Source organism: Rhodonellum sp., assembly GCF_030656585.1.
GTDB classification, from domain to species: domain Bacteria; phylum Bacteroidota; class Bacteroidia; order Cytophagales; family Cyclobacteriaceae; genus Rhodonellum; species Rhodonellum psychrophilum.
The window spans coordinates 257,366-277,220 of sequence record NZ_JAUSPP010000080.1 but is presented as its reverse complement, the minus strand read 5'-3'; the positions used below and the strand labels follow the sequence as shown (position 1 = coordinate 277,220).

The 19,855-nt window shown below is 41.2% G+C and carries 19 protein-coding genes; 2 read left to right on the top strand and 17 right to left on the bottom strand.

The window, feature by feature from the left end; translation table 11 throughout:
* Positions 1 to 32: 32 nt before the first annotated feature.
* The 3 genes from pfkA to Q7J63_RS20385 form a co-directional block, all read right to left on the bottom strand.
* Positions 33 to 1,019 carry a 6-phosphofructokinase gene (gene pfkA, locus Q7J63_RS20395; RefSeq protein ID WP_019597127.1) on the bottom strand — a complete coding sequence of 329 codons (987 nt, stop codon included), beginning with the start codon at positions 1,017 to 1,019 and terminating at the stop codon, positions 33 to 35.
* Positions 1,001 to 1,393, bottom strand: coding sequence for a methylglyoxal synthase (locus Q7J63_RS20390; RefSeq protein ID WP_019597126.1), 393 nt, complete (start codon positions 1,391 to 1,393; stop codon positions 1,001 to 1,003). Before Q7J63_RS20390 ends, pfkA begins: the two co-directional genes overlap by 19 nt.
* Positions 1,394 to 1,501: 108 nt before the next feature.
* Positions 1,502 to 3,550 carry a S9 family peptidase gene (locus Q7J63_RS20385; protein ID WP_304888835.1) on the bottom strand — a complete coding sequence of 683 codons (2,049 nt, stop codon included), beginning with the start codon at positions 3,548 to 3,550 and terminating at the stop codon, positions 1,502 to 1,504.
* A gap of 165 nt (positions 3,551 to 3,715) precedes the next feature.
* Between Q7J63_RS20385 and mscL the strand changes: the two genes are divergently transcribed.
* The gene (gene mscL / locus Q7J63_RS20380) at positions 3,716 to 4,135 is read left to right on the top strand and encodes a large-conductance mechanosensitive channel protein MscL (RefSeq protein WP_026333542.1); all 420 of its coding nucleotides are present in this window, start codon (positions 3,716 to 3,718) and stop codon (positions 4,133 to 4,135) included.
* A gap of 50 nt (positions 4,136 to 4,185) precedes the next feature.
* On the opposite strand, the gene Q7J63_RS20375 is transcribed toward mscL, so the two are convergent.
* The 5 genes from Q7J63_RS20375 to Q7J63_RS20355 form a co-directional block, all read right to left on the bottom strand.
* A complete protein-coding gene (locus Q7J63_RS20375) occupies positions 4,186 to 4,629 on the bottom strand; it encodes a hypothetical protein (RefSeq protein WP_031326977.1) in 444 nt (147 codons plus the stop codon).
* 11 nt (positions 4,630 to 4,640) lie between these two features.
* Positions 4,641 to 5,015: a hypothetical protein gene (locus Q7J63_RS20370; RefSeq protein ID WP_019597122.1), complete on the bottom strand. Its 375-nt coding sequence runs from the start codon at positions 5,013 to 5,015 to the stop codon at positions 4,641 to 4,643.
* A 35-nt stretch (positions 5,016 to 5,050) separates the two neighbouring features.
* A complete protein-coding gene (locus Q7J63_RS20365; protein ID WP_019597121.1) occupies positions 5,051 to 5,599 on the bottom strand; it encodes an RNA polymerase sigma factor in 549 nt (182 codons plus the stop codon).
* 316 nt (positions 5,600 to 5,915) lie between these two features.
* Positions 5,916 to 6,839 (bottom strand): universal stress protein, encoded by a 924-nt coding sequence (locus tag Q7J63_RS20360; protein ID WP_019597120.1) that lies wholly within the window; start codon positions 6,837 to 6,839, stop codon positions 5,916 to 5,918.
* Between the two features lie 209 nt (positions 6,840 to 7,048).
* Positions 7,049 to 8,200: an acyltransferase family protein gene (locus Q7J63_RS20355; RefSeq protein WP_304888832.1), complete on the bottom strand. Its 1,152-nt coding sequence runs from the start codon at positions 8,198 to 8,200 to the stop codon at positions 7,049 to 7,051.
* 191 nt (positions 8,201 to 8,391) lie between these two features.
* On the opposite strand from Q7J63_RS20355, the gene Q7J63_RS20350 reads away from it, so the two are divergent.
* Positions 8,392 to 9,276 (top strand): PPK2 family polyphosphate kinase, encoded by an 885-nt coding sequence (locus Q7J63_RS20350; RefSeq protein ID WP_304888830.1) that lies wholly within the window; start codon positions 8,392 to 8,394, stop codon positions 9,274 to 9,276.
* 190 nt (positions 9,277 to 9,466) lie between these two features.
* On the opposite strand, the gene Q7J63_RS20345 is transcribed toward Q7J63_RS20350, so the two are convergent.
* From Q7J63_RS20345 to efp, 9 genes are all read right to left on the bottom strand, one after another.
* Entirely contained in the window at positions 9,467 to 9,622 is a 156-nt protein-coding gene (locus Q7J63_RS20345) for a lmo0937 family membrane protein (protein WP_019597117.1), read from the bottom strand.
* Between the two features lie 5 nt (positions 9,623 to 9,627).
* Complete coding sequence (locus Q7J63_RS20340) at positions 9,628 to 9,948, bottom strand: hypothetical protein (protein WP_304888828.1); 321 nt, start codon at positions 9,946 to 9,948, stop codon at positions 9,628 to 9,630.
* Between the two features lie 116 nt (positions 9,949 to 10,064).
* A complete protein-coding gene (locus Q7J63_RS20335; RefSeq protein ID WP_304888826.1) occupies positions 10,065 to 10,625 on the bottom strand; it encodes an AraC family transcriptional regulator in 561 nt (186 codons plus the stop codon).
* A gap of 504 nt (positions 10,626 to 11,129) precedes the next feature.
* On the bottom strand, positions 11,130 to 13,271 hold the full coding sequence (locus tag Q7J63_RS20330) for a c-type cytochrome domain-containing protein (RefSeq protein WP_304888825.1): 2,142 nt from the start codon (positions 13,269 to 13,271) through the stop codon (positions 11,130 to 11,132).
* A 22-nt stretch (positions 13,272 to 13,293) separates the two neighbouring features.
* Positions 13,294 to 14,751 (bottom strand): DUF1501 domain-containing protein, encoded by a 1,458-nt coding sequence (locus Q7J63_RS20325; protein WP_019597112.1) that lies wholly within the window; start codon positions 14,749 to 14,751, stop codon positions 13,294 to 13,296.
* Position 14,752: 1 nt separating this feature from the next.
* Positions 14,753 to 17,065, bottom strand: coding sequence for a PSD1 and planctomycete cytochrome C domain-containing protein (locus Q7J63_RS20320; protein WP_304888824.1), 2,313 nt, complete (start codon positions 17,063 to 17,065; stop codon positions 14,753 to 14,755).
* A 269-nt stretch (positions 17,066 to 17,334) separates the two neighbouring features.
* Positions 17,335 to 18,684 (bottom strand): acetyl-CoA carboxylase biotin carboxylase subunit, encoded by a 1,350-nt coding sequence (gene accC, locus Q7J63_RS20315; RefSeq protein WP_019597110.1) that lies wholly within the window; start codon positions 18,682 to 18,684, stop codon positions 17,335 to 17,337.
* 31 nt (positions 18,685 to 18,715) lie between these two features.
* The gene (accB, locus tag Q7J63_RS20310) at positions 18,716 to 19,186 is read right to left on the bottom strand and encodes an acetyl-CoA carboxylase biotin carboxyl carrier protein (protein WP_019597109.1); all 471 of its coding nucleotides are present in this window, start codon (positions 19,184 to 19,186) and stop codon (positions 18,716 to 18,718) included.
* Between the two features lie 101 nt (positions 19,187 to 19,287).
* Positions 19,288 to 19,851 carry an elongation factor P gene (efp, locus tag Q7J63_RS20305; RefSeq protein WP_019597108.1) on the bottom strand — a complete coding sequence of 188 codons (564 nt, stop codon included), beginning with the start codon at positions 19,849 to 19,851 and terminating at the stop codon, positions 19,288 to 19,290.
* Positions 19,852 to 19,855: the final 4 nt, after the last annotated feature.

The following is a 19,855-nucleotide window of genomic DNA, read 5'->3' as shown; positions in this document are numbered from 1 at the left end:
AAAAAGAGGCTTTTCAGCCTCTTTTTTTATTTTTAGGTAGAAAGTATTTTGGCAACCCTGAAATCATCCTCATCCACTTCTTTGTCTCCCACAATGGCTTTTGCGATCGGGGTATAGACAACTTTGTGGTTGATGACTCCAGCCATCACATCGTATTTCCCCTGGAGCAAGCCCTCTATGGCTGCCACGCCAAGTTTGCTTGCAAGGACACGGTCAAAGGATGAAGGTGACCCTCCCCGCTGCAAATGCCCCAAAATCGTCACCTTAATGTCGTAATAAGGAAGTTGTTTTTTGACTTTTTTGGCGATTTCAGCCGCCCCACCACTTTTTCCTCCTTCAGCCACAATGACTATATTGGATTGTTTCTTGGCTTTTGTTCTTGCCTTAAGTCTTTCTATCAATCTTTCAATGGGCATTTTTTTCTCGGGAATGAGTGTGGCTGCAGCAGCACTTCCTATACCTGTATTGATGGCGATAAATCCTGCATCTCTGCCCATCACTTCTACGAAGAAAAGCCTATCGTGGGAAGTCGCTGTATCTCGGATTTTATCGATCGCTTGAATCGCCGTGTTGCAAGCCGTATCAAATCCTATGGTGGAATCCGTCCCGGACAAGTCATTGTCAATGGTACCTGGTAGACCGATCGCTGGAATCCCAAATTCTTTGTAAAATAAATGTGCACCAGTCAATGATCCATCTCCCCCGATGACCACAAGTGCATCAATTCCATGCTTGACAAGGTTGTCATAGGCCTTTTTTCTGCCTTCTTGGGTTCTGAATTCCGCACTTCTTGCAGATTTCAGAAAGGTCCCGCCTCTTTCCAAAATATGGGTGATATTTTTGCTATCGAGTTTTTTGATTTCATCATTGATCATCCCTTCGTAGCCCCGGTAGATCCCGTACATTTCAAGTTCATAATAAAATCCTGCTCTCACAGTCGCCCTAATGGCTGCATTCATTCCTGGAGCATCCCCACCGGATGTGAGTACGCCTATTCTTTTTATAGTTTTTGGTTCCATTCAAGTTGGGTGGTTATGTATTTGATCATTATTTCTGCGGTGGCTGGATTTGTGGCCAAAGGAATATTATGTACATCACAGATCCTCATCAGCATCTGAACATCGGGTTCGTGTGGATGTTTATCCAAGGGATCTCTAAAAAAAATAATGAGTCCCAATTCCTTTTGCGCAGCCATGGCCGCGATCTGTGCATCGCCGCCGTAGGGGCCTGACAATAATTTTTGAACTTTAAAACCTGCCTTTTCTATATGGGAGCCGGTGGTTCCTGTGGCTACAAGCTCCACATTGACACCTTGAAGCTCATTTTTGAATCCGCTGAGAAAATGCACCATGTCGGCTTTTTTCCCATCATGGGCAATCAATGCAATTTTCATAGTGAAGTTTTATAGGTTTGAGAATCAAAGTTAGGGAATTTTAAATATTTCTTATTGGACTTGATTATATTTAATCAAAGGCCAATACCAAAGCATAGACCCGACTGACTATTTTTTAAGTCCCTCCAAATGGCATAGAAACACATATTCCAAGGCCAATTCTTTCAATGCCTTGAACCGGCCTGAGGCACCTCCGTGGCCTGCCTCCATATTGGTCGAAAGCAACAGGAGGTTTCTGTCTGTCTTGAGTTGGCGGAGTTTGGCGACCCACTTCGTGGGTTCCCAATACTGCACCTGACTGTCATGGAGTCCCGAGATTACCAAAAGATTGGGATAGGCTTTCCGTTCGATATTGTCATAGGGTGAGTAGGAAAGGATATAATCATAAAACTCCTTTTCTTTGGGATTCCCCCATTCATGAAATTCTCCGGTGGTCAAGGGAATGGTTTCATCCAGCATGGTCGTCACCACATCCACAAATGGCACAGCTGCAATCACACCTTTGTACAGTTCCGGTTTCAAGTTGATCACCACGCCCATCAAAAGTCCTCCAGCACTTCCGCCCATGGCATAGAGGTGTTCGGGTGAAGTATATTTTTCTTTGATGAGGTATTCTGAACAAGCTATGAAATCAGTGAAAGTGTTCTTTTTCTTGAGCATCTTGCCTGTATCATACCATTGTCTCCCCATTTCCTGGCCACCCCTAATGTGCGCTATCGCAAAAACAAATCCACGTTCCAACAAACTCAAGCGACTTGGACTGAAGGTCGGGTCGGTGCTGTATCCATAGGATCCATAAGCATATTGTAAGAGCGGGTTATTTCCGTTTTTTTGAAACAGGTCTTTTTTATACACCAACGAAATAGGGATTTTGACACCATCTTCCGCAATAGCCCAAATCTTTTCTGATTGGAATTTTATTGCATCATATCCACCCACTACCTCTTGCTGCTTGAGTAGTTTTTTCTCCCCCGTAATCATATTGTAATCAAAAACAGATGCAGGGGTTATCAAGGAATTGAAACCAAAACGAAGCACATCGGTTTCGAATTCTGGATTGTGGCCGATCCATGCGGTATAGGTGGGTTCTTCAAAATCCAAATCGAATGAATCTTTCTTTTCCCAGGGTTTAATTCTTATTCTGGTAAGCCCTTCAAAGCGCTCTTCCAAGACGAGGAAATTTCTGAATATTTCAAAACTCTCAAGCAAAACGGCCTCCCGATGGGGAATCACCTCAATCCAATTTTCCAAGCCTGGATTTTCTATGGAAACCTTCACCAATTTGAAATTCGTGGCCTTCTTGGCATTGGTCAAGATATAGAAATCCTCACCAAAATGCTCCACTTGGTATTCAAGATCGGGGACTCTTTCTTGTAACATTTCAAAGGTTCCATTTGGCTCATCGGCCGAAAGAAATCTGAATTCTGAAGAAATTGTGCTGTGGCTTTGGATAAATAAAAACTTCTTGGATTTGCTTTTACTGACATGACAGTTAAAAGTGTCGTCCTTTTCTTCATAAACCAAGAGGTCATTCTCAGGGTTTTCACCCAATTCATGCCTGTAGATTTGGAAGGATCTCAGGGTTTGCGCATCCTGACGGGTGTAAAACACCGTTTTATTGTCGTTTGCCCAGACCATATTTCCGGAGGCACCCTCTATTTTGTCCTCCAAAAGCAGGCCTGTTTTCAGATCCTTGAATTTGAGGGTGTAGATCCTGCGGCCTACATGATCTTCTGCATAGGCAAGGATCTTTTGGTCGGTGGAAAGGCTGATTTGGCCTACTTGAAAATATTGGTACCCTTCGGCCAATTCATTGACATTGAGAATGATTTCTTCAGTTTCTGTCAGGGAATTTTTCTTTCTGCAAAAAAGAGGATACTCATCACCTTTTTGAAAGCGGTGATAATGGAAATATCCATCCTTGAAATAGGGGACGCTTTCGTCATCTTCCTTGATCCTACTTTTCATCTCCTCAAAAAGGCTTTCTTTGAAAGATTCGGTTTCTTTGAGTGATTGATCCAAATATTCGTTTTCCTCCCTCAGATACTGAATGACTTCTGGGTTTTCCCTGTCATTCATCCAGAAATAATCATCCTGTCTCTTATGGTCATGAATTTCAAGGGATTTTGATTTTATAGTGGCAATTGGGTAGTTCATATATAAGGAAAGTTAATTTGTCCATTTTTATGCTTTCAATGACGGCATTTAGGTAAAATACGATTACCCACTTTGAAATTTGCGAAAGAAGGTATAGATTCATTTATTGTATTTTCACTATATTTTATTTTAACCAAACAAATGTAAATCTTAACCATCAAATCTATGGGTATGTTAAAAGAATTTAAAGAGTTTGCCATCAAGGGCAATGTAATTGACCTTGCCGTGGCGGTGATCATCGGTGGAGCTTTCGGGAAAATCGTCGCCTCTTTTGTAAACGACATTGTCATGCCCCCATTGGGTATGCTATTGGGAGGGGTGGATTTCAAAGACCTCGCCGTCGTACTCAAAGAGGCTTATGTAACTGCAGATGGTGTGGATATGCCAGCTGTATTGTTGAGTTATGGCAGCTTTATCCAGAATGTGGTTGATTTTACAATTATCGCATTTGTGATTTTTTTAGTAATCAAAGCAATTAATTCCACCAAAAAGAAACCTGTTGAAGCCCCAGTTGCTCCTCCGGCACCAACCAAATCAGAACTTTTGTTGACAGAAATCAGAGATCTTCTTAAGAAAACCCCTTGATCATGCCGGAAAAAAAGGAAGCAGCCCAATCGGCTGCTTCCTTTTTATTTTTAGTCCTTGTTTCTTTTTTGATTCATTCGGTAAACATGCCTGGTGAATTCCCGGTTGACACTGCTTAGTTTGATCGCTTGGGTAGGCCTGATGATTTTGGTGATTTCCCCCATGAAGGCTTTTTCTCGATCTAGGATTTTTTGCTGAAGCGCAAATTTCTGATCGAGCATTTTGGAGGCTTCCCCTTCACTGATCGTACCATCCGAAGCACGGTTCAATTGAGAGAGCTGATCCATAAGATTGTTTTTTTCTTCTGAAAACTTGTTGAATTCAGGCCAGAACTTCTCGGCTTGTTCAGGCTTCAAATCCAGTCTATTTGTGATAAATGCGACTCTTGCAGACTCCAATTTTTCTTTGTCGTATTGCGATTGTGGTCTTTGGCCGAATACATTGCCTATTCCCAAAACCATCAAGCTGAACAATATTAGATATGTTTTTTTCATTTTTTCTTGATTTAAAACCAAAACTCTTCTTGGTATTGATATTCATCATTCTCATCAAATCCCTCCCATTCTGTCTGGATGATTTCATCCAGAATGGAGTTTGGGTTGTCGGAAAAACTGAGGATATCCTCGGCATTCCAGTAGCCAGCATTGATGTAAAGGTTCACTTCGGCATCAAGGTTGGCCTCCATGCTGTTTTGTTCCAAAGGTTTACTGGGAAGCAAAAACATGAACATTCCAATCACGACCACCGCAGCAGCGGCAATGCTTTGAAAATAGAGCATTCTGGTTTTTTTCCGCTTTCTTTTTTCCAGAATTTTTTCCGGAAGGGAATCAAAATAGCCCGTCGGGATTTTGAAAATATCGTTTTTTGGTAAATTTTCCATGTTGCTCCTTTTAGACAATGGGATCCCGAAGAGGTTTATTTGGTTTGCAATTGATTTTCTATTTTTTTGACTGCGTGGTGATAGCTTGCCTTCAAAGCCCCAATTGAGGTTCCTGTGATTTGGCTGATTTCCTCATAACCAAGGTCTTCAAAATATTTGAGATTGAAGACCAGCCTTTGTTTGTCGGGCAAGCTGATGAGTATCTTTTGAAGGATTCTCTGTATTTCATCGCCATCGATATGGCTGGAATGATCGATATAATTCACCATGACTTCTTCATGATCCTCTATGGGAATGAAGAATCTCCTTTTTTTCTTTTCCAAAAAATTCAAGCTTTCATTGGTGGCGATCCTGTACAGCCAAGTGAACAAGGAGGAATTCCCCTTAAAATTAGGGATGTTCTTGAATGCTTTTATAAATGTGTTTTGACAGATGTCATCGGCATCTTCGTGGACAATGACCATCTTGCGGATAATGCCATAGACTCTTTTTTGGTATTGCGCAATCAAAACACGATATCCCTTTTCTTGCGTCTTTGGATCGCTGATTAAATTTAATAGTTCTAAATCACTCAATGAAGTCATGCTTTCCTTAGACTGCCAAGCTGGACAGAGGTTTAAAGTAGGGTCGGTATTCCGAGAAAATCAAATTCAAAAAAATACACATTTGAAAGGAAATCGATTTCTCCGGCCAATTAAACGATTGTTTTTAAATGTGGTACTGCAATAAAACCCGTGTTATGCATTACCCTTCCCGTTCCAGCCTGAGATTGCTTAATAATCAGTCAGTAGTATCCTAGATTGATTTCAATTGATCGATAATAAATACGACACGCTCTCACAAAAGCCTGATTTTCTTAAAGTTTCAAAGCCCAGTAGGAAGCGCAATACCTGTTTCGGGTTAAATTTCTAAAATGTAATCCAATATCCCGGCATTTTTACCCTTGGGCCTAGTGACCAAAAGCGGAAATTCATCATTCAATTGGATCAATCTTTCGGCCATGCTGCCTATAAACAAAGCCGTAGCTGCAGTTCTCCCTTTTGCTCCGATAATAATGGCATCGGCATGGACATCTTTGGCTTTTTGAAGGATTTCTTCTACAGGATCATCATCATCATCCTTGGTATAGACGGGGGTGATTTTAATGTTTTTAGTGTCAATTTTACGGATGAATTTCTTGAAATTTATTTCAGCATGCATCAGCATGATGGCCGAGAATTCCTCATAGCTCTTTCCTGTAAAATGGTACCCCGATGGAACCGTAAAAACGTTTTGACAGACTATTTCAGCCATTCCGCCATATTTCTCACTGACTAAAATGGCTGCCTCCATGGCATCTTTTGAATAATCGGAAAAATCACTGGGGACCAAAAGTCTATCTATTTTCGGAACGGCACCTTCTGGAATAATCAACAAAGAGCAACCGGCTCTTCTGGCCAATCTTTGGGATATCACTCCAGTCCCGGGTAAGTTCACCTTTCTGCCTACAATGATCATGTCGACAGATTTTTCATGTGCCAATTTGAGTATCTTCTTGGAAAGCTGCCCCTCCTTGATTACATAAGAAAGTTCGATATCCTTAAAAATGGAAATATTGGATTCCACCAAACTCTTCATCTGATTTTTTCTTTCCTCAACCATATTCTCAATGAGATGAGGGAATTCTTCCAAAACATCTTTTGGAATGTTCAGGTTTCTGATCACATTGGTGAAATAGATCTTCTTGGTCTGATTTGCATTGGCAATAAATGAGGCAAATTTTACCAGAGTCTTGTCCAAATCACTCTGATCCAGACAAACAATAAGTTTCTTTATTTGGTACATTCCTATTTGAGGATTTCGAATTGCAAAATTAACCGTTTATACTTTTGGAAAGCTAAAATTTTTAAAATAATGTTCTGATCTTTTCAATTACAGCATAAGCAAAACACCGTCCAACTCCCTATCCATCCTGTAAAACCCAGATATTTCGCGTCCCCTTTTTTTCTGGGGAGAGCAAATCTGTCCCGAAAACTTGATATTTCCCATTTGATCTAAACCTTGATATAAATCTTTTTTTGATCCATCCAAAACCCAATGAGCCAGATCGTCGCGGTGTAAACCAAGGCGAACATCAAAGAGGCATCCTTGAAGGAAAGCCATCGCAAAAAGCCTTGTTCGTAGATGTACCCACTCAAACTTTGATCCCCCATGGGAATGATCCCGAGGATACTGATCAGTATTCCCGATAGGATATACAATATCAATGGGTTGCGGCCAAAGACCACGAAAAAATAGGTCCATTTTTTCTTTTTCCAAACCTCGATGATATAAATCAGAACCCCAATAAGAATCAAATCATAACCCACCGTCAACAAGACATAGGAACTTGTCCAGATTTTTTTATTGATGGGGAATGACAAGTGCCAAACAAGGCTGAGCAGAATAAAGACAATACCGGTAATCACGATCACTTTTATGGTTTTGGTATTATTGCCTACCTTTTGGATCAATTTAGAGGCCCAATAACCTGCGATTACATTGACTACTGCGGGAATAGTACTCAAAATGCCTTCTGGATCGAACGGGATTCCTTCTCCGGTGTAGAGATTTTTTGCGCCGACCACCCAAAGGTCAAGTTTTAAAGCTGCATTTCCAGTTAGGGAGTAAGGATCGCCCGACTCTCCGTAGAAATACATGACTGCCCAATAGCCGAGTAAAGCGACTACTGAGAATAAAATCGACCCCAACTTTCCCCAATAATAAAGAATGACTGATGCCAAAAGGTAACAGAGCGCGATTCTTTGCAAGACCCCGAAAAGACGGACCTCTCCCCAATTGATCATTGAAATTTGGCCGGATTCAGTAAATTCGAAAAACGGGAAAGCGTTAAGCCCCCATCCGATCAGGAAAATGACGGCTGTCCTTTTGAATATTTTTTTCAAGAAGATTTCCGTCCCAGCTTTTTCCAGCTTCTTCATGCTGAAGCCCATTGCATTTCCTACTACAAAAAGGAAAGTCGGAAAGACCAAATCCGTGAGCGTGAACCCATGCCAATCAGCATGGGTAAATGGTCCATAAATATGGTTCCAACTTCCGGGAGTATTTACGACCACCATAAGGGCGATGGTAAGTCCCCTGAGTACGTCCAAAGAAAGGTAACGCTCCTGAAGAAGTGTGGTGGTGGGCTGCAGGGTTGGAGGCATAGGATGTTTTGTTTTTAGATATTTTATTTAATCAAAGCATACTTTATCTAAAATATAATTTAATAATGGTTCTAAAACTAATATAAAATTTAAAAATCAGGAAACCTGAATCCGCAAATTGTTATATTGATCTTTCTTGCCTCCATTTGTTTTATTGTTGAGATATTGTTTGAAACATTTAAGCCAATCCCATGAAAAGTATAAAACCAGAAGACTTTAAAGTCACTTTCCCCATCAAATTAAATGATTTACCAACCTTCTTGGAGATCGATGCATCAGAAAGTAAAAAAATAAAGGCATTGGAAAAAGTCAGGGGGCGACTAAGCAAGCACCAAGACGTGATGTACGCCCACAATAAATATGCGGTGTTGATTTGCTTGCAGGGCATGGATACTTCAGGAAAAGACAGCTTGATCCGAGAGGTCTTTAAGGAGTTTAATCCGAGGGGAGTGGTGGTTCACAGTTTCAAAACCCCAAGTTCCAATGAACTTGAACACGATTACCTCTGGAGACACACCATTGCTTTGCCGGAAAGAGGCAAGTATGCGGTTTTCAATAGGACCCACTATGAGAATGTTTTGGTCACAAGGGTGAATCCAAAATATCTCCTCAACGAGAATCTACCGGATATACTTGAAGTAGAAGATGTAACTCCGGAATTTTGGGAAAGGAGGTTTGAACAAATCAATAATTTTGAAAATCATATCGTACAAAATGGAACCATCGTATTGAAATTTTTCCTTCACTTGAGCAAAGAAGAACAAAGAAAACGCTTGGTCCGAAGGTTGGAAAAAGAAAAACACAATTGGAAATTTTCACCTGGGGACCTGGTAGAAAGAGCTTTGTGGGACAAATACCACGAATATTACGAAGAAGCCATCAACAAAACATCCAGCCCAAATGCACCTTGGTATATTGTGCCGGCAGACTCCAAAGAAACAGCAAGGTATATTGTGGCCAAAACCATTTATGATGAAATTTCGAAATATGTGGATATCAAAGAGCCTGAACTGGACGATAAGATAAAGCAAAATATTGCTTTTTATCATGATCAACTCCTTGCGGAAAAAATTTAAGAGAATCAAATTTGGTGATGTTCTGCAAGTATTAAAATTCCAAACAAGTTTTGTTTTCAGGTGAAAAGGAGGTTCCTGTGAGCTTATTTTGTCTGAAATGACAGATTCTGCCTATTGTAAAACCAAAAAGACGAAAAAGGAGAAATCCTTTTTCGTCTTTTTGGTTTGGTCAATTTTTAAACGAAATTTATCAAAGAATTCTTCTTCCTTGAATTACTCTTAGAAGAATCGCAATAACGGCGATAACCAAGAGTACGTGAATAATCCCGCCAGTTCCGTATCCAACGAATCCTACAAGCCATAAAATGATCAATACTACTGCGACAATGTAAAGTAAATTTCCCATGTTGATTAAAGTAAAACGATTAATAAAATGATTACCAATATTAAAGCACCAACAGAAAGATAAACTCCTCCGCCTTCAGCTTTTAATTCTTCTTTTACAGCGCGAACTTCTTTTCGCATCTCCTTCTTTTCCAAAGAACTCAGGTTGGATTTGTCTAAAGCGTTGATTTCATCCAATCTGGTCAATAATACATTGGCTTTTTCGGACATCACAGCTTTGCCAGTGTGGGCAGGCACAGATTTGACGCTTGATTCGGCTTGCAATGCAATGGGATTGAATGCCAAAAAGAGCATTATCGCCATTAAACTGAGTCTAATTTTTCTCATTTTTTCGATTTTAAAGTTTCAAAAACCCGGAAGGATTTTTGTTTTATTTCAAAGTTTAAATTTGTAAAGTTTTCATAAAGTAAGGCTTACATTTTATTTGGTTTAGTTTACATAAATCACAGATTTTCCAAGTTAATCAAGCGTTTTTCCCTCATTTGTTTGAAATCTGATGGAGAAGAGCCCGTAACCCTTTTGAATTGGGTGGATAAATGGGCGGCACTGCTGTAATGTAATTTATGTGCAATTTCTGTCAAATTGAGCTCTTCATAGAGAAGTAATTCCTTGATTCTTTCAATCTTATGGTTAATGATAAACTGTTGAAGGGTGATGCCATTTACCTCAGAAAAAATATTGGAGAGATAGGTGTAGTTGTAATCCAATTTTTTACTGAGGTAATCAGAAAAATTGATTTTGGGTACATCATCTGAGTAATGGATCATTTCAATTATCACATTTTTAATTTTTCCGATGAGGATACTTTTTTTGTCGTCAAGCATTTCCAAGCCTGTTAAGAGAAGATTTTTCTTCAACTTTTCATATTGGCTGTCTGAAACAGGTTCAAAAATCTCGACTAATCCAAGTTCAATCTGAACTATTTCAATTCCTAATTTTTTCAATTCTTCCTTAACGACCAATTTACATCGCATGCTCACCATATATTTGATGTAGATTTTCATAAAGGAGTGTTTGGGTGAATTCAATGAGAATTAAAAGGGGGCGTTCATTCTATAATGGTCCCTTATTCAATATTGATACCACGTTTTAAAATCAAAGCCTGTGAATTGAAACCTACTTCCACGAGGTTTCCCAAATGATAAGCTTTTTGTTCACCATCATTTCCCTGAAAAAATCAAGAAAATAAAATCAATATTGTTGGGTTTTTCATTGATATAGGGATCTATTGATCCATGAACGCAATTTTGAGATTTGTGGAAGGAGATGATTTTAGAGGTGCTTCTTTGGCGATTGAGTAGCTTTTTCTAAATCAAATCAATTTTTAAATAAAAAAAAAATAAACATCAGGGCACCAAAAACATTTTCGAAATTGGATATTTAATTTATTCAAAGATCCAATTGTCGAATTAAAAGTTTGATTTTGATTCGGGATTTCCCTTTGAGGACATTTCATATTCTTACCGAGATGCCATCAAACCCGTTTCTCCATTAATTTTTGATCTTGCTTAATTCAAAAGAATTTCATCAATAAATACCCAGCCTTTCTGACCAACGCCGGGATGCCATTTTGGTAAAGACTTGATTGGGAGTATTCTCAATCTCAAAGCCTCAATTTGTAATTGCTCCATTTTGTATGCTATCAAATTCAACCTCTTATCACCGGCTTGATTGGGTTGGTCGGGGGTGTCTTTTCGGAAAATTCTCCATTCCCCCTTCAATTCCCGCACCCATATTTCAATGGTTGAGGGAGGGAAAATATAAGAGGATTCATCCAAAAAGAGGCTAATGGCAACTTCATTGATGGTTTTAGGCTGATCAAACTCCATGAGGAGGTCCATTGGATTCTCCTGAAATCCGAGCCATTTCCCCGAACCAAAATCAAAATCCCCCTTTTGAAGGTCAAACAATGTTTCTACTCCCTTGCCTTTGTATTTTGCGTTCGGAGGAAATTTTAAATTGAGGAAATCTGGCTTTTTCCCTGATTTAAGAAAAACCGTTGAAGCCTCAGGACTGCCCAACCAGCCTGCTGCAAAAGCCCTGGCCCGCAAAGTGCTGGATTTTTCCAAAACAATCGGTTTTTCGTATTTTAAGGAACTACTGCTGTCTGGTGGAGTATTGTCCAGTGTATAAAAAAGTTTCGTGCTCTCAATTGGATGCATCAGCCGGATTTCGGTTTGATCTGAAAAAATAGTTTTATCAAAATCGATGATAGGGGGATTCAAGACGTACAGAATCCCATCATTTTGAAAACCGATCTCAATTTTTGTATTGGTCAAGGATGCTTTTAGTTCTTTAATTTGTCCTTCGGGAAGAGAAGTGTTCCATAGATAAAGAAAATCCAATTGCTTCAAGCCTGAAAGTGCCTTGGCCTCAGATGGAGCTATTGGGTTTCCCGAAAGAGAAAGACTTCTTAAATTTTTTAACCCACTTAGGATTTGAAGTGTATTTCCCCTAATTCCTGTAAAATTCAGGTTCAATTTCTCAAGGTTTTTGAATGCAGCCAAAACAGCCATGTCCATTTCCTTCAAAGGCATGTAACTTAGGTTGATGCTTACGATTTGTTCCTTTATGGGCTCTAAGCCTTTGATTTCTTCTAAATTGAAATTTTCTTTCCCATAAAAATTAACCTCCAAACCAGCAGATTGGGGGTGAATGGGCTGGATACGTCGATAAAAATTATTGAGCGATTGGACAAGTTCCTGATCTGCGGCGGCAAAATCATAGGTGTTTTTTTGTGTTTGGAATTTAGACTTCGCCAATAAAAGGAACTCACTCTCCGCGTTAAAGTGAACCAGTTTTTTTTCAAAATGTACCGAATCCTTAATCCAAGCTTGGATCAATAAGATTTCATCTTCTGACAATTGCATTTTCCCTTTGGGAGGCATATGGTCCTCGTCTTCCAAGGGGAGCAGGATGTGTCGGAGGAGCAGACTGTTTTCAGGCTTCTCAAAATCGATTGCCGGCCCATTTTCTCCCCCAGTCAAAATGAATTCTGGCTCATCTAGTCGAAGGTCCCCTTTTTTCTTGGAAGCTTTGTGACAGCTGACGCATTTCTGTTCCAAGATGGGTTGGATGACATGCGCGTATGCCAAAGCTTCCTCAAATGGAGTATAGGTAAGCGTTTTTTGATTCAAAGGAGACCAAAGGAAATCTTCTCCATGCGTAAGGGAAGCACCGAGGTGGCCGGCAATCAGGATACAAACAGCCAAACTTATCGCCATGATTTTATTGGCTGGCACAAAATCTTTTTTAAAACTCCAGTACAAAAGGGATCCTAGCCAAAAAACCAGAATTCCTGTCCATTGGTGGTTTTGGATATCCGATCTTTCATAACCGGACTCAGTGGCAAGGAACAATCCAGCAATAACCGTAAAGGCAGAAAATAGCAGACCCAGAAGCAATATCCCACTGGTCAATAATTTGGGCCGTTTGGATTCGGAAAGGATTTTCGGAAATAGTACAAGTACAACTCCAATCAGAAGCAATACGATCGGGAAGTGTAACAATAAGGGGTGCGTCCTTCCCACCACTTCCAGAATGGCCGGGAGTTGAATCCTGTCTTGTCCAATAATCAAGATTAGAATAAAACCGTGTGCTGCAATAAGTGCATTTTCTGAAATCGAAACCAAGCGGGAATTTAACGGCATACCATTGAAGTTAAATTTGCCATTAAACCAATATTTGCTTTACCACCTTACCAGAGACATCAGTCAACCGGTATCTTCTACCCAGATGTTTGTAGACCATTTTTTCATGATCGATGCCAGCAAGATGCAAGATGGTCGCCTGAAAATCATGGATATGAACAGGGTCTTCGGTGATGTTGTATCCAAAATCATCCGTTTCGCCATGAACGATGCCGGGTTTGACTCCGCCTCCCGCCATCCAAATGGAAAATGCTCTAGGGTGATGGTCTCTTCCATAGTTGTCCGCCAAAATCTTGCCTTGACAGTAATTTGTCCTGCCAAATTCTCCACCCCAAATAACCAATGTTTCATCCAGCAGGCCCCGCTGTTTCAAATCGGTAATCAATGCCGCGGATGCCTGATCCACATCTTTTGCCTGATTGGCCATTTCATTGGGCAGGTTGCCGTGCTGGTCCCAGCCTTGATGGTAAAGTTGGACGAACCTGACACCGTTTTCTGATAACTTTCTTGCCAACAGGCAGTTGGCTGCATAAGTGCCCGGGATGAGACAATCGGGTCCATAAAGTTTGATGATGCTGTCGGGTTCTTTCGAAATGTCAGTGACTTCAGGTACAGCCGTCTGCATTCGGAATGCCATTTCATATTGCTGGATTTTGGCATTGATCTCAGGATCGCCAAAATTTTCATAATTCATTTGATTCAAAGAAGCGATTTGATCCAGCATCTTCCTGCGGTCCTGTCTGCTCATTCCTTTGGGATCACCAAGGTACAAGACAGGATCTTCGCTGGCAGAAAACTGAACCCCTTGGTGGACGGAATCCAGAAAACCATTTGTCCATAATTTGGAATAAACGCCCTGGCCATTTCCCTTTCCTCTGCTAAGCAGCACACAAAAGGCAGGCAAGTTGTTGTTTTCACTTCCCAAACCATAACTTAACCAAGAGCCCATGCTTGGCCGGTTACCCACTTGGGCACCAGTCTGAAAGAAGGTCAATGCCGGATCGTGGTTGATGGCTTCGGTGTGCATGGATTTGATGATGCAGATATCATCCACGATTTTGGCGGTATGGGGAAAGATGTCGCTGATCCATGCTTTTGCTTCCCCATATTGTTGAAAACCAAAATAGGAGCCCACCAGCGGAAAGGAACTTTGGCCTGATGTCATGCCGGTCAATCTCTGGCCCTTCCTGATGGATTCAGGTAATTCCTGCCCCATATAGGTGTTGAGCAGGGGCTTGTAATCAAAGGATTCGAGTTGAGAAGGCGCTCCATTTTGGAAAAGGTAAATGATTCTCTTTGCTTTGGGCGCAAAATGTGGAAGGGCTGCCATCATGGCTTCTTCATCCAATCCGGCATTTCCTTTGAACAGATCAGGGATCAACAAACTTCCCAAGGCCAAACTCCCAATTCCAAGCCCAACTTTTGATAGGAATTTCCGTCTGTTTTGGTTCAGCCCATTTTCTAATATTTCCTTTTCCATCTCAAATCTTGGTTATGGTTTCCTCCAAATTGTAAAGGGCTGTCACGACCTGCATCATGGCTGCCAATTCAGGGGTGATCTCCTTTTCCGCCAATGGCGATTCCCCAACCTGAACCAATTGAGTGATAATTTCTGGATTGCCTTCAAACCTCAAAAGTTCATCCTTGAAATAGGCTGTCAATACTTTTAACTCGTTCGCTTGCGGATTTCTGCAGAGGATCCTTTGAAAAGCAACCCCGATTTTGCTTTCCGAGTCTTTCGTGCTGCGGTTTAAATTTTGGGCAAGAACTCTGGATGCTTCCAGGACCAAAGGGTCATTTAACATCACCAATGCCTGCAAAGGTGTATTGGTCCTTCCCCTGTTGACTTCACATTGATCCCGGTTGGAACCGTCAAAAATGATGGGCATTGGTGGGGGAGAGGTGAGTTTGATAAAGGTATAGAGTCCACGTCGGTAAAGTTTTTCGTCTTTGTCCTGCGTGTAGGTTTTGAGTTCTCCTCGGCCAGATGTGGCCGCCTCCCATAGCCCCTCTGGTTGGTAGGGTTTGACACTTGGACCACCGATTTCCTTTACCAAAAGACCACTGCTTTCCAAGATCAAATCCCTGATGTTTTCTGCGGAAAGGCGGATTCTGGAGGAGCGGGCCAAGTAGGTATTGTCAGGATCAATGTCCAGTTTTTGTTTTTCTATTTTTGAAGATTGCCTGTAAGTGGAAGAACTGAGGATTTGTTTGACCAGTCTTTTGATGTTCCAACCGTTTTCGATAAAGTCCACGGCCAACCAATCCAACAACTCTGGATGGGAGGGGAGCTCCCCCTGCATTCCAAAATCTCCTGTGGATTTGACAATCCCCTTTCCGAAGATTTCTTGCCACACCAAGTTGACAAAAACTCTGGCTGTCAATGGGTTTTTCTTGTCAACGGTCCATTTTGCCAATCCCAAACGGTTTTTCTCAAAATCCTGAGGAAAGGGAAACACACTTTCTGGGGTGTTGGGGAATACCTCAATGGTGGGGGCATCATAAACTCCTCGATCCAAGATGTAGGTGGGGCGTCTGGTTTCCAATTCATCCATGACCGACACCATCAATTTGCTGGTATCCTGATGATTGACGAAGTTCAGTAATTGATCAGTATCATTTCTTTCTATCCAGAGGATTGGCGTTTTGGCAGGTTTGGACTGGCTCACATCCCCTTCATAGCCTTTTTCGGGGGTATTGTTGAAGAAAGAAAATAGCTGGTAGTAATTTTCTTGTGAAAATGGATCGTATTTATGGTCGTGGCATTGCGCACATTCCATGGTGATGCCGAGCAATCCTTTGCTGAAAGTATTGGTTTTGTCAAGGATATATTCGATGCGGTATTCTTCCTCGATGACCCCACCTTCCTCGGTGTACTTGTGGTTTCTATTGAATGCGGTGGCAAGAATCTGTTCTTTGCTCGCATTTGGGAGAAGGTCACCTGCCAGCTGCCAGGTGATGAATTGGTCATAGGGAAGATTTTTGTTAAAGGAATGAATCACCCAATCGCGGTAAGGCCATTGTGTTCTGATATTGTCATCCTGATAGCCATAAGAGTCTGCATACCTGGAAATATCCATCCACAGCACAGCCATTTTTTCGCCATAACTCGGTTGTCCCAATAGATAATCAATGATATTCCCATAGGCTTGATCACTGTTGTCCTGGTCAAATTTTTTGATCAATTCTATTGTGGGAGGAAGTCCTGTGATGTCCAAGCTGATTCTTTTTAGCAATTCGAGACTTTTTGCCTCCGGATTTGGTTTCAATCCGACCCGATTCATTTTGGAAGCAATAAAAAAATCAATCTCATTTCTTGCCCAATCACTGTTGTTGATTTTGGGGACGATAGATTTCTTAGGAGGAACAAAAGCCCAATGGGGTTCATATTCGGCTCCCTGTTCTATCCATTTTTTGATCATTTCAATATCTTCTTTGCTCAATTGTAAATTGGATTCCGGTGGAGGCATCATCTCATTGGGATCCAGGGAACTAATCCTTAGGAAGATTTCGGATCTTGATGGTTCATTGGGGATGATGGCGTGCTTGCCAGGGCTTTCCTTCAGTGCTGCATAGGCCTCTTCCGGAATATCCAACCTCAATCCCGCTTCCCGTTTATTGCCATCAGGGCCATGGCACACAAAACACTTATCTGAAAGAATGGGGCGAATATGGAAATTGTAGCTTAATTGTTCATTCTCAAATAAATGAATTTCGTTTTTCTTCTCAACACCACATCCACTCCCCAAAAAGAGGATAAACAGTGCTGCACATAAAAATCTAAAAATGTTCATTTTTTAGGTATTTGGAAAAATTAAGTTCGCAAATAAAATCGAAAAAAAATGAATAATTATATAAAAATATAGAAGAAGGTTTGAGTTGGTTTTTGTGGGACAAAAATTAAAAAAAATCGATTTTCGGAATGATGTAATGCTAAAAAAAGAAGCCATTTCAAGAAAAATCTCGAAATGGCTTCTTTTACTTAAATGATTGGAAAACCAACCGTTTTTTACTGAATTAAATGGCTTTCAGGAGGTTCCCGTATATTGCCTTCGAAACCAGCTTAACCTTTTATCAATGAGAAATCGAAAGTCTCCAAGAAAGCAGTAGTGAAATTACCAGCCTTGAACTGCTCATCTTCCAAAAGTGCAATGTGGAATGGGATAGTAGTTTTGATGCCATCAATCACAAATTCTTCCAGAGCTCTTTTCATTCTGACGATCACCTCTTCCCTTGATTGACCACTTACGATCAGTTTTGCAATCATGGAATCATAGTTTGGTGGAATGATATAGCCAGCATAAACGTGGCTGTCCACCCTTACTCCACGTCCGCCGGGGATGTGAAGATTCAGGATTTTCCCAGGACTTGGTCTGAAGTCCTTGGTCGGGTCTTCAGCATTGATTCGGCATTCCATGGCGAAAAGTTTAGGGTAATAATTTTTCCCACTGATTTTCTCACCTGCAGCCACCTTGATTTGTTCCTTGATCAAATCAAAATCTGTAACTTCTTCCGTGATGGGATGCTCTACCTGGATCCGGGTATTCATTTCCATGAAATAGAAATTCCGGTTTTTATCCACCAAAAACTCGATGGTTCCGGCACCTTCATAAGCGATGGCTTCGGCACCCTTTATCGCGGCGGCTCCCATGGCCTCTCTCAATTCGTCAGTGATAAAAGGCGAGGGGGTTTCTTCAATCAACTTTTGGTGCCTTCTTTGGATTGAGCAATCTCTTTCCGACAAATGACACGCCTTGCCTGCACTATCTCCCACGATTTGGATTTCGATATGTCTGGGTTCCTCTACATATTTTTCAAGGTAAAGACCATCGTTTCCAAAAGCAGCACCAGATTCTTGACGGGCATCATCCCAGGCTTTTTTGAAGCCCGCTTCTTCCCTTACAATCCTCATTCCTCTGCCCCCGCCACCGGCAGTTGCTTTCAAGATGACGGGATAACCCATTTCATTGGCGATTTTCACACCATCATTCATGTTTTCCAAGATCCCCACAGATCCCGGAATGGTGGGAACTCCTGCAGCTTTCATGGTGGCTTTGGCCGTAGCCTTGTCACCCATCCTATTGATCATATCAGGACTGGCGCCTATGAATTTGATTCCATATTCCTCACAGATTCTGGAGAATTCGGCGTTTTCAGAAAGAAAGCCATATCCAGGATGGATTGCATCTGCATTGGTTATTTCTGCTGCCGCGATGATTCTTGGGATGTTGAGATAGGATTCTCTGCTGGGTGCGGGTCCTATGCAAACAGCCTCATCGGCAAATCGAACATGCAAGCTGTCTTTGTCAGCGGTGGAATATACTGCTACTGTCTTGATCCCCATTTCCTTACAGGTACGGATGATTCTCAGTGCAATTTCTCCCCTATTGGCAATTAATATTTTTTTAAACACGGGTGATTAGGGTCTAAGTAACAAAAACGAATTAACCGGCAGGATCTACCAGGAACAATGGCTGATCGTATTCCACAGGTGTAGCGTTTTCTACCAAAACCTTTACGATTTTACCGGAAATTTCTGATTCTATTTCATTGAAAAGTTTCATGGCTTCGATGATGCACACCGTCTGTCCAGCCACCACACGGTCACCAACAGTGACAAAAGGGTCAGAATCTGGATTGGCTGTTCTGTAAAAAGTGCCAATCATTGGAGATTTGACTTCAATGTAATTGTTTGTCTCTTCCTTTACAGGTGCAGGAGCTGCAGGTGCCGCCACTGGTGCTGCCGCAACTGGATTGGAGACTTGGTGATGCCCCGGATTGTTGTCGGACTTCACTACCGTAGTATCAGGAAATTTTTTGATGGAAAGTTTGAATTCGTCGGTTTCAATTTTCACTTCGGCTAGGCCAGTGTTTGAAATAAAATCTATTAACTCTTGAATCTCTTTGGCTTTCATATAAAATCTTGGTTTAGGATTCCCAAATTGACATTGGGTTTACATTTTGTTTAAAAACTGAACAGCGATTTAATTTAATAAAAACTGGCCGCTATTTAATATTATTTGACTCTTTCAGAATAGGATCCATCTCGGGTATCCACTTTGATCATGATGTCTTGCTCGACAAACAAAGGAACCATGACAGTTGCTCCGGTTTCGAGGGTCGCTGATTTTTGAGCATTGGTAGCGGTGTCTCCTTTGATGCCGGGTTCTGTATAGGTAATCATCAGTTCCACAAAAGGAGGGAGTTCCACAGCAAGGGGAGTTTCCGTTTCCTCATGGACCATGATGTCCACCAATTGCCCCTCTTTCAAAAGGTTGGATCTTTCGATCAATTTTTCATCGATTCGGATTTGCTCGAAGTTTTCCGTATCCATAAAGTGATATCCCATTTCATCTGAATAGAGAAACTGGTGTCCTCTTTTCTCCACCCTTGCGGTGGTGATTTTTTCGCCAGCATTGAAAGTTTTATCCAATACTTTACCCGATCGAAGGCTTTTCAGCTTGGTTCTTACAAAGGCTGGCCCTTTTCCAGGCTTCACGTGCTGGAATTCTGTAATGGTATAGATGTCATTGTGAAATTCAAGACATAATCCATTTTTAAAATCTGCCAAAGATGCCATATTT

Bases quoted from the DNA above. Each gene is read 5' to 3' on its own strand.
- Q7J63_RS20320 (WP_304888824.1), bottom strand. From the start codon at position 17,065: ATGAACATTTTTAGATTTTTATGTGCAGCACTGTTTATCCTCTTTTTG.
- Q7J63_RS20375 (WP_031326977.1), bottom strand. From the start codon at position 4,629: ATGAAAAAAACATATCTAATATTGTTCAGCTTGATGGTTTTGGGAATA.
- Q7J63_RS20390 (WP_019597126.1), bottom strand. From the start codon at position 1,393: ATGAAAATTGCATTGATTGCCCATGATGGGAAAAAAGCCGACATGGTG.
- Q7J63_RS20345 (WP_019597117.1), bottom strand. From the start codon at position 9,622: ATGGGAAATTTACTTTACATTGTCGCAGTAGTATTGATCATTTTATGG.
- Q7J63_RS20385 (WP_304888835.1), bottom strand. From the start codon at position 3,550: ATGAACTACCCAATTGCCACTATAAAATCAAAATCCCTTGAAATTCAT.
- Q7J63_RS20365 (WP_019597121.1), bottom strand. From the start codon at position 5,599: ATGACTTCATTGAGTGATTTAGAACTATTAAATTTAATCAGCGATCCA.
- accB (WP_019597109.1), bottom strand. From the start codon at position 19,186: ATGAAAGCCAAAGAGATTCAAGAGTTAATAGATTTTATTTCAAACACT.
- Q7J63_RS20330 (WP_304888825.1), bottom strand. From the start codon at position 13,271: ATGCCGTTAAATTCCCGCTTGGTTTCGATTTCAGAAAATGCACTTATT.
- Q7J63_RS20340 (WP_304888828.1), bottom strand. From the start codon at position 9,948: ATGAGAAAAATTAGACTCAGTTTAATGGCGATAATGCTCTTTTTGGCA.
- Q7J63_RS20335 (WP_304888826.1), bottom strand. From the start codon at position 10,625: ATGAAAATCTACATCAAATATATGGTGAGCATGCGATGTAAATTGGTC.
- Q7J63_RS20360 (WP_019597120.1), bottom strand. From the start codon at position 6,839: ATGTACCAAATAAAGAAACTTATTGTTTGTCTGGATCAGAGTGATTTG.
- pfkA (WP_019597127.1), bottom strand. From the start codon at position 1,019: ATGGAACCAAAAACTATAAAAAGAATAGGCGTACTCACATCCGGTGGG.
- Q7J63_RS20350 (WP_304888830.1), top strand. From the start codon at position 8,392: ATGAAAAGTATAAAACCAGAAGACTTTAAAGTCACTTTCCCCATCAAA.
- Q7J63_RS20370 (WP_019597122.1), bottom strand. From the start codon at position 5,015: ATGGAAAATTTACCAAAAAACGATATTTTCAAAATCCCGACGGGCTAT.
- Q7J63_RS20325 (WP_019597112.1), bottom strand. From the start codon at position 14,751: ATGGAAAAGGAAATATTAGAAAATGGGCTGAACCAAAACAGACGGAAA.
- efp (WP_019597108.1), bottom strand. From the start codon at position 19,851: ATGGCATCTTTGGCAGATTTTAAAAATGGATTATGTCTTGAATTTCAC.
- mscL (WP_026333542.1), top strand. From the start codon at position 3,716: ATGGGTATGTTAAAAGAATTTAAAGAGTTTGCCATCAAGGGCAATGTA.
- Q7J63_RS20355 (WP_304888832.1), bottom strand. From the start codon at position 8,200: ATGCCTCCAACCCTGCAGCCCACCACCACACTTCTTCAGGAGCGTTAC.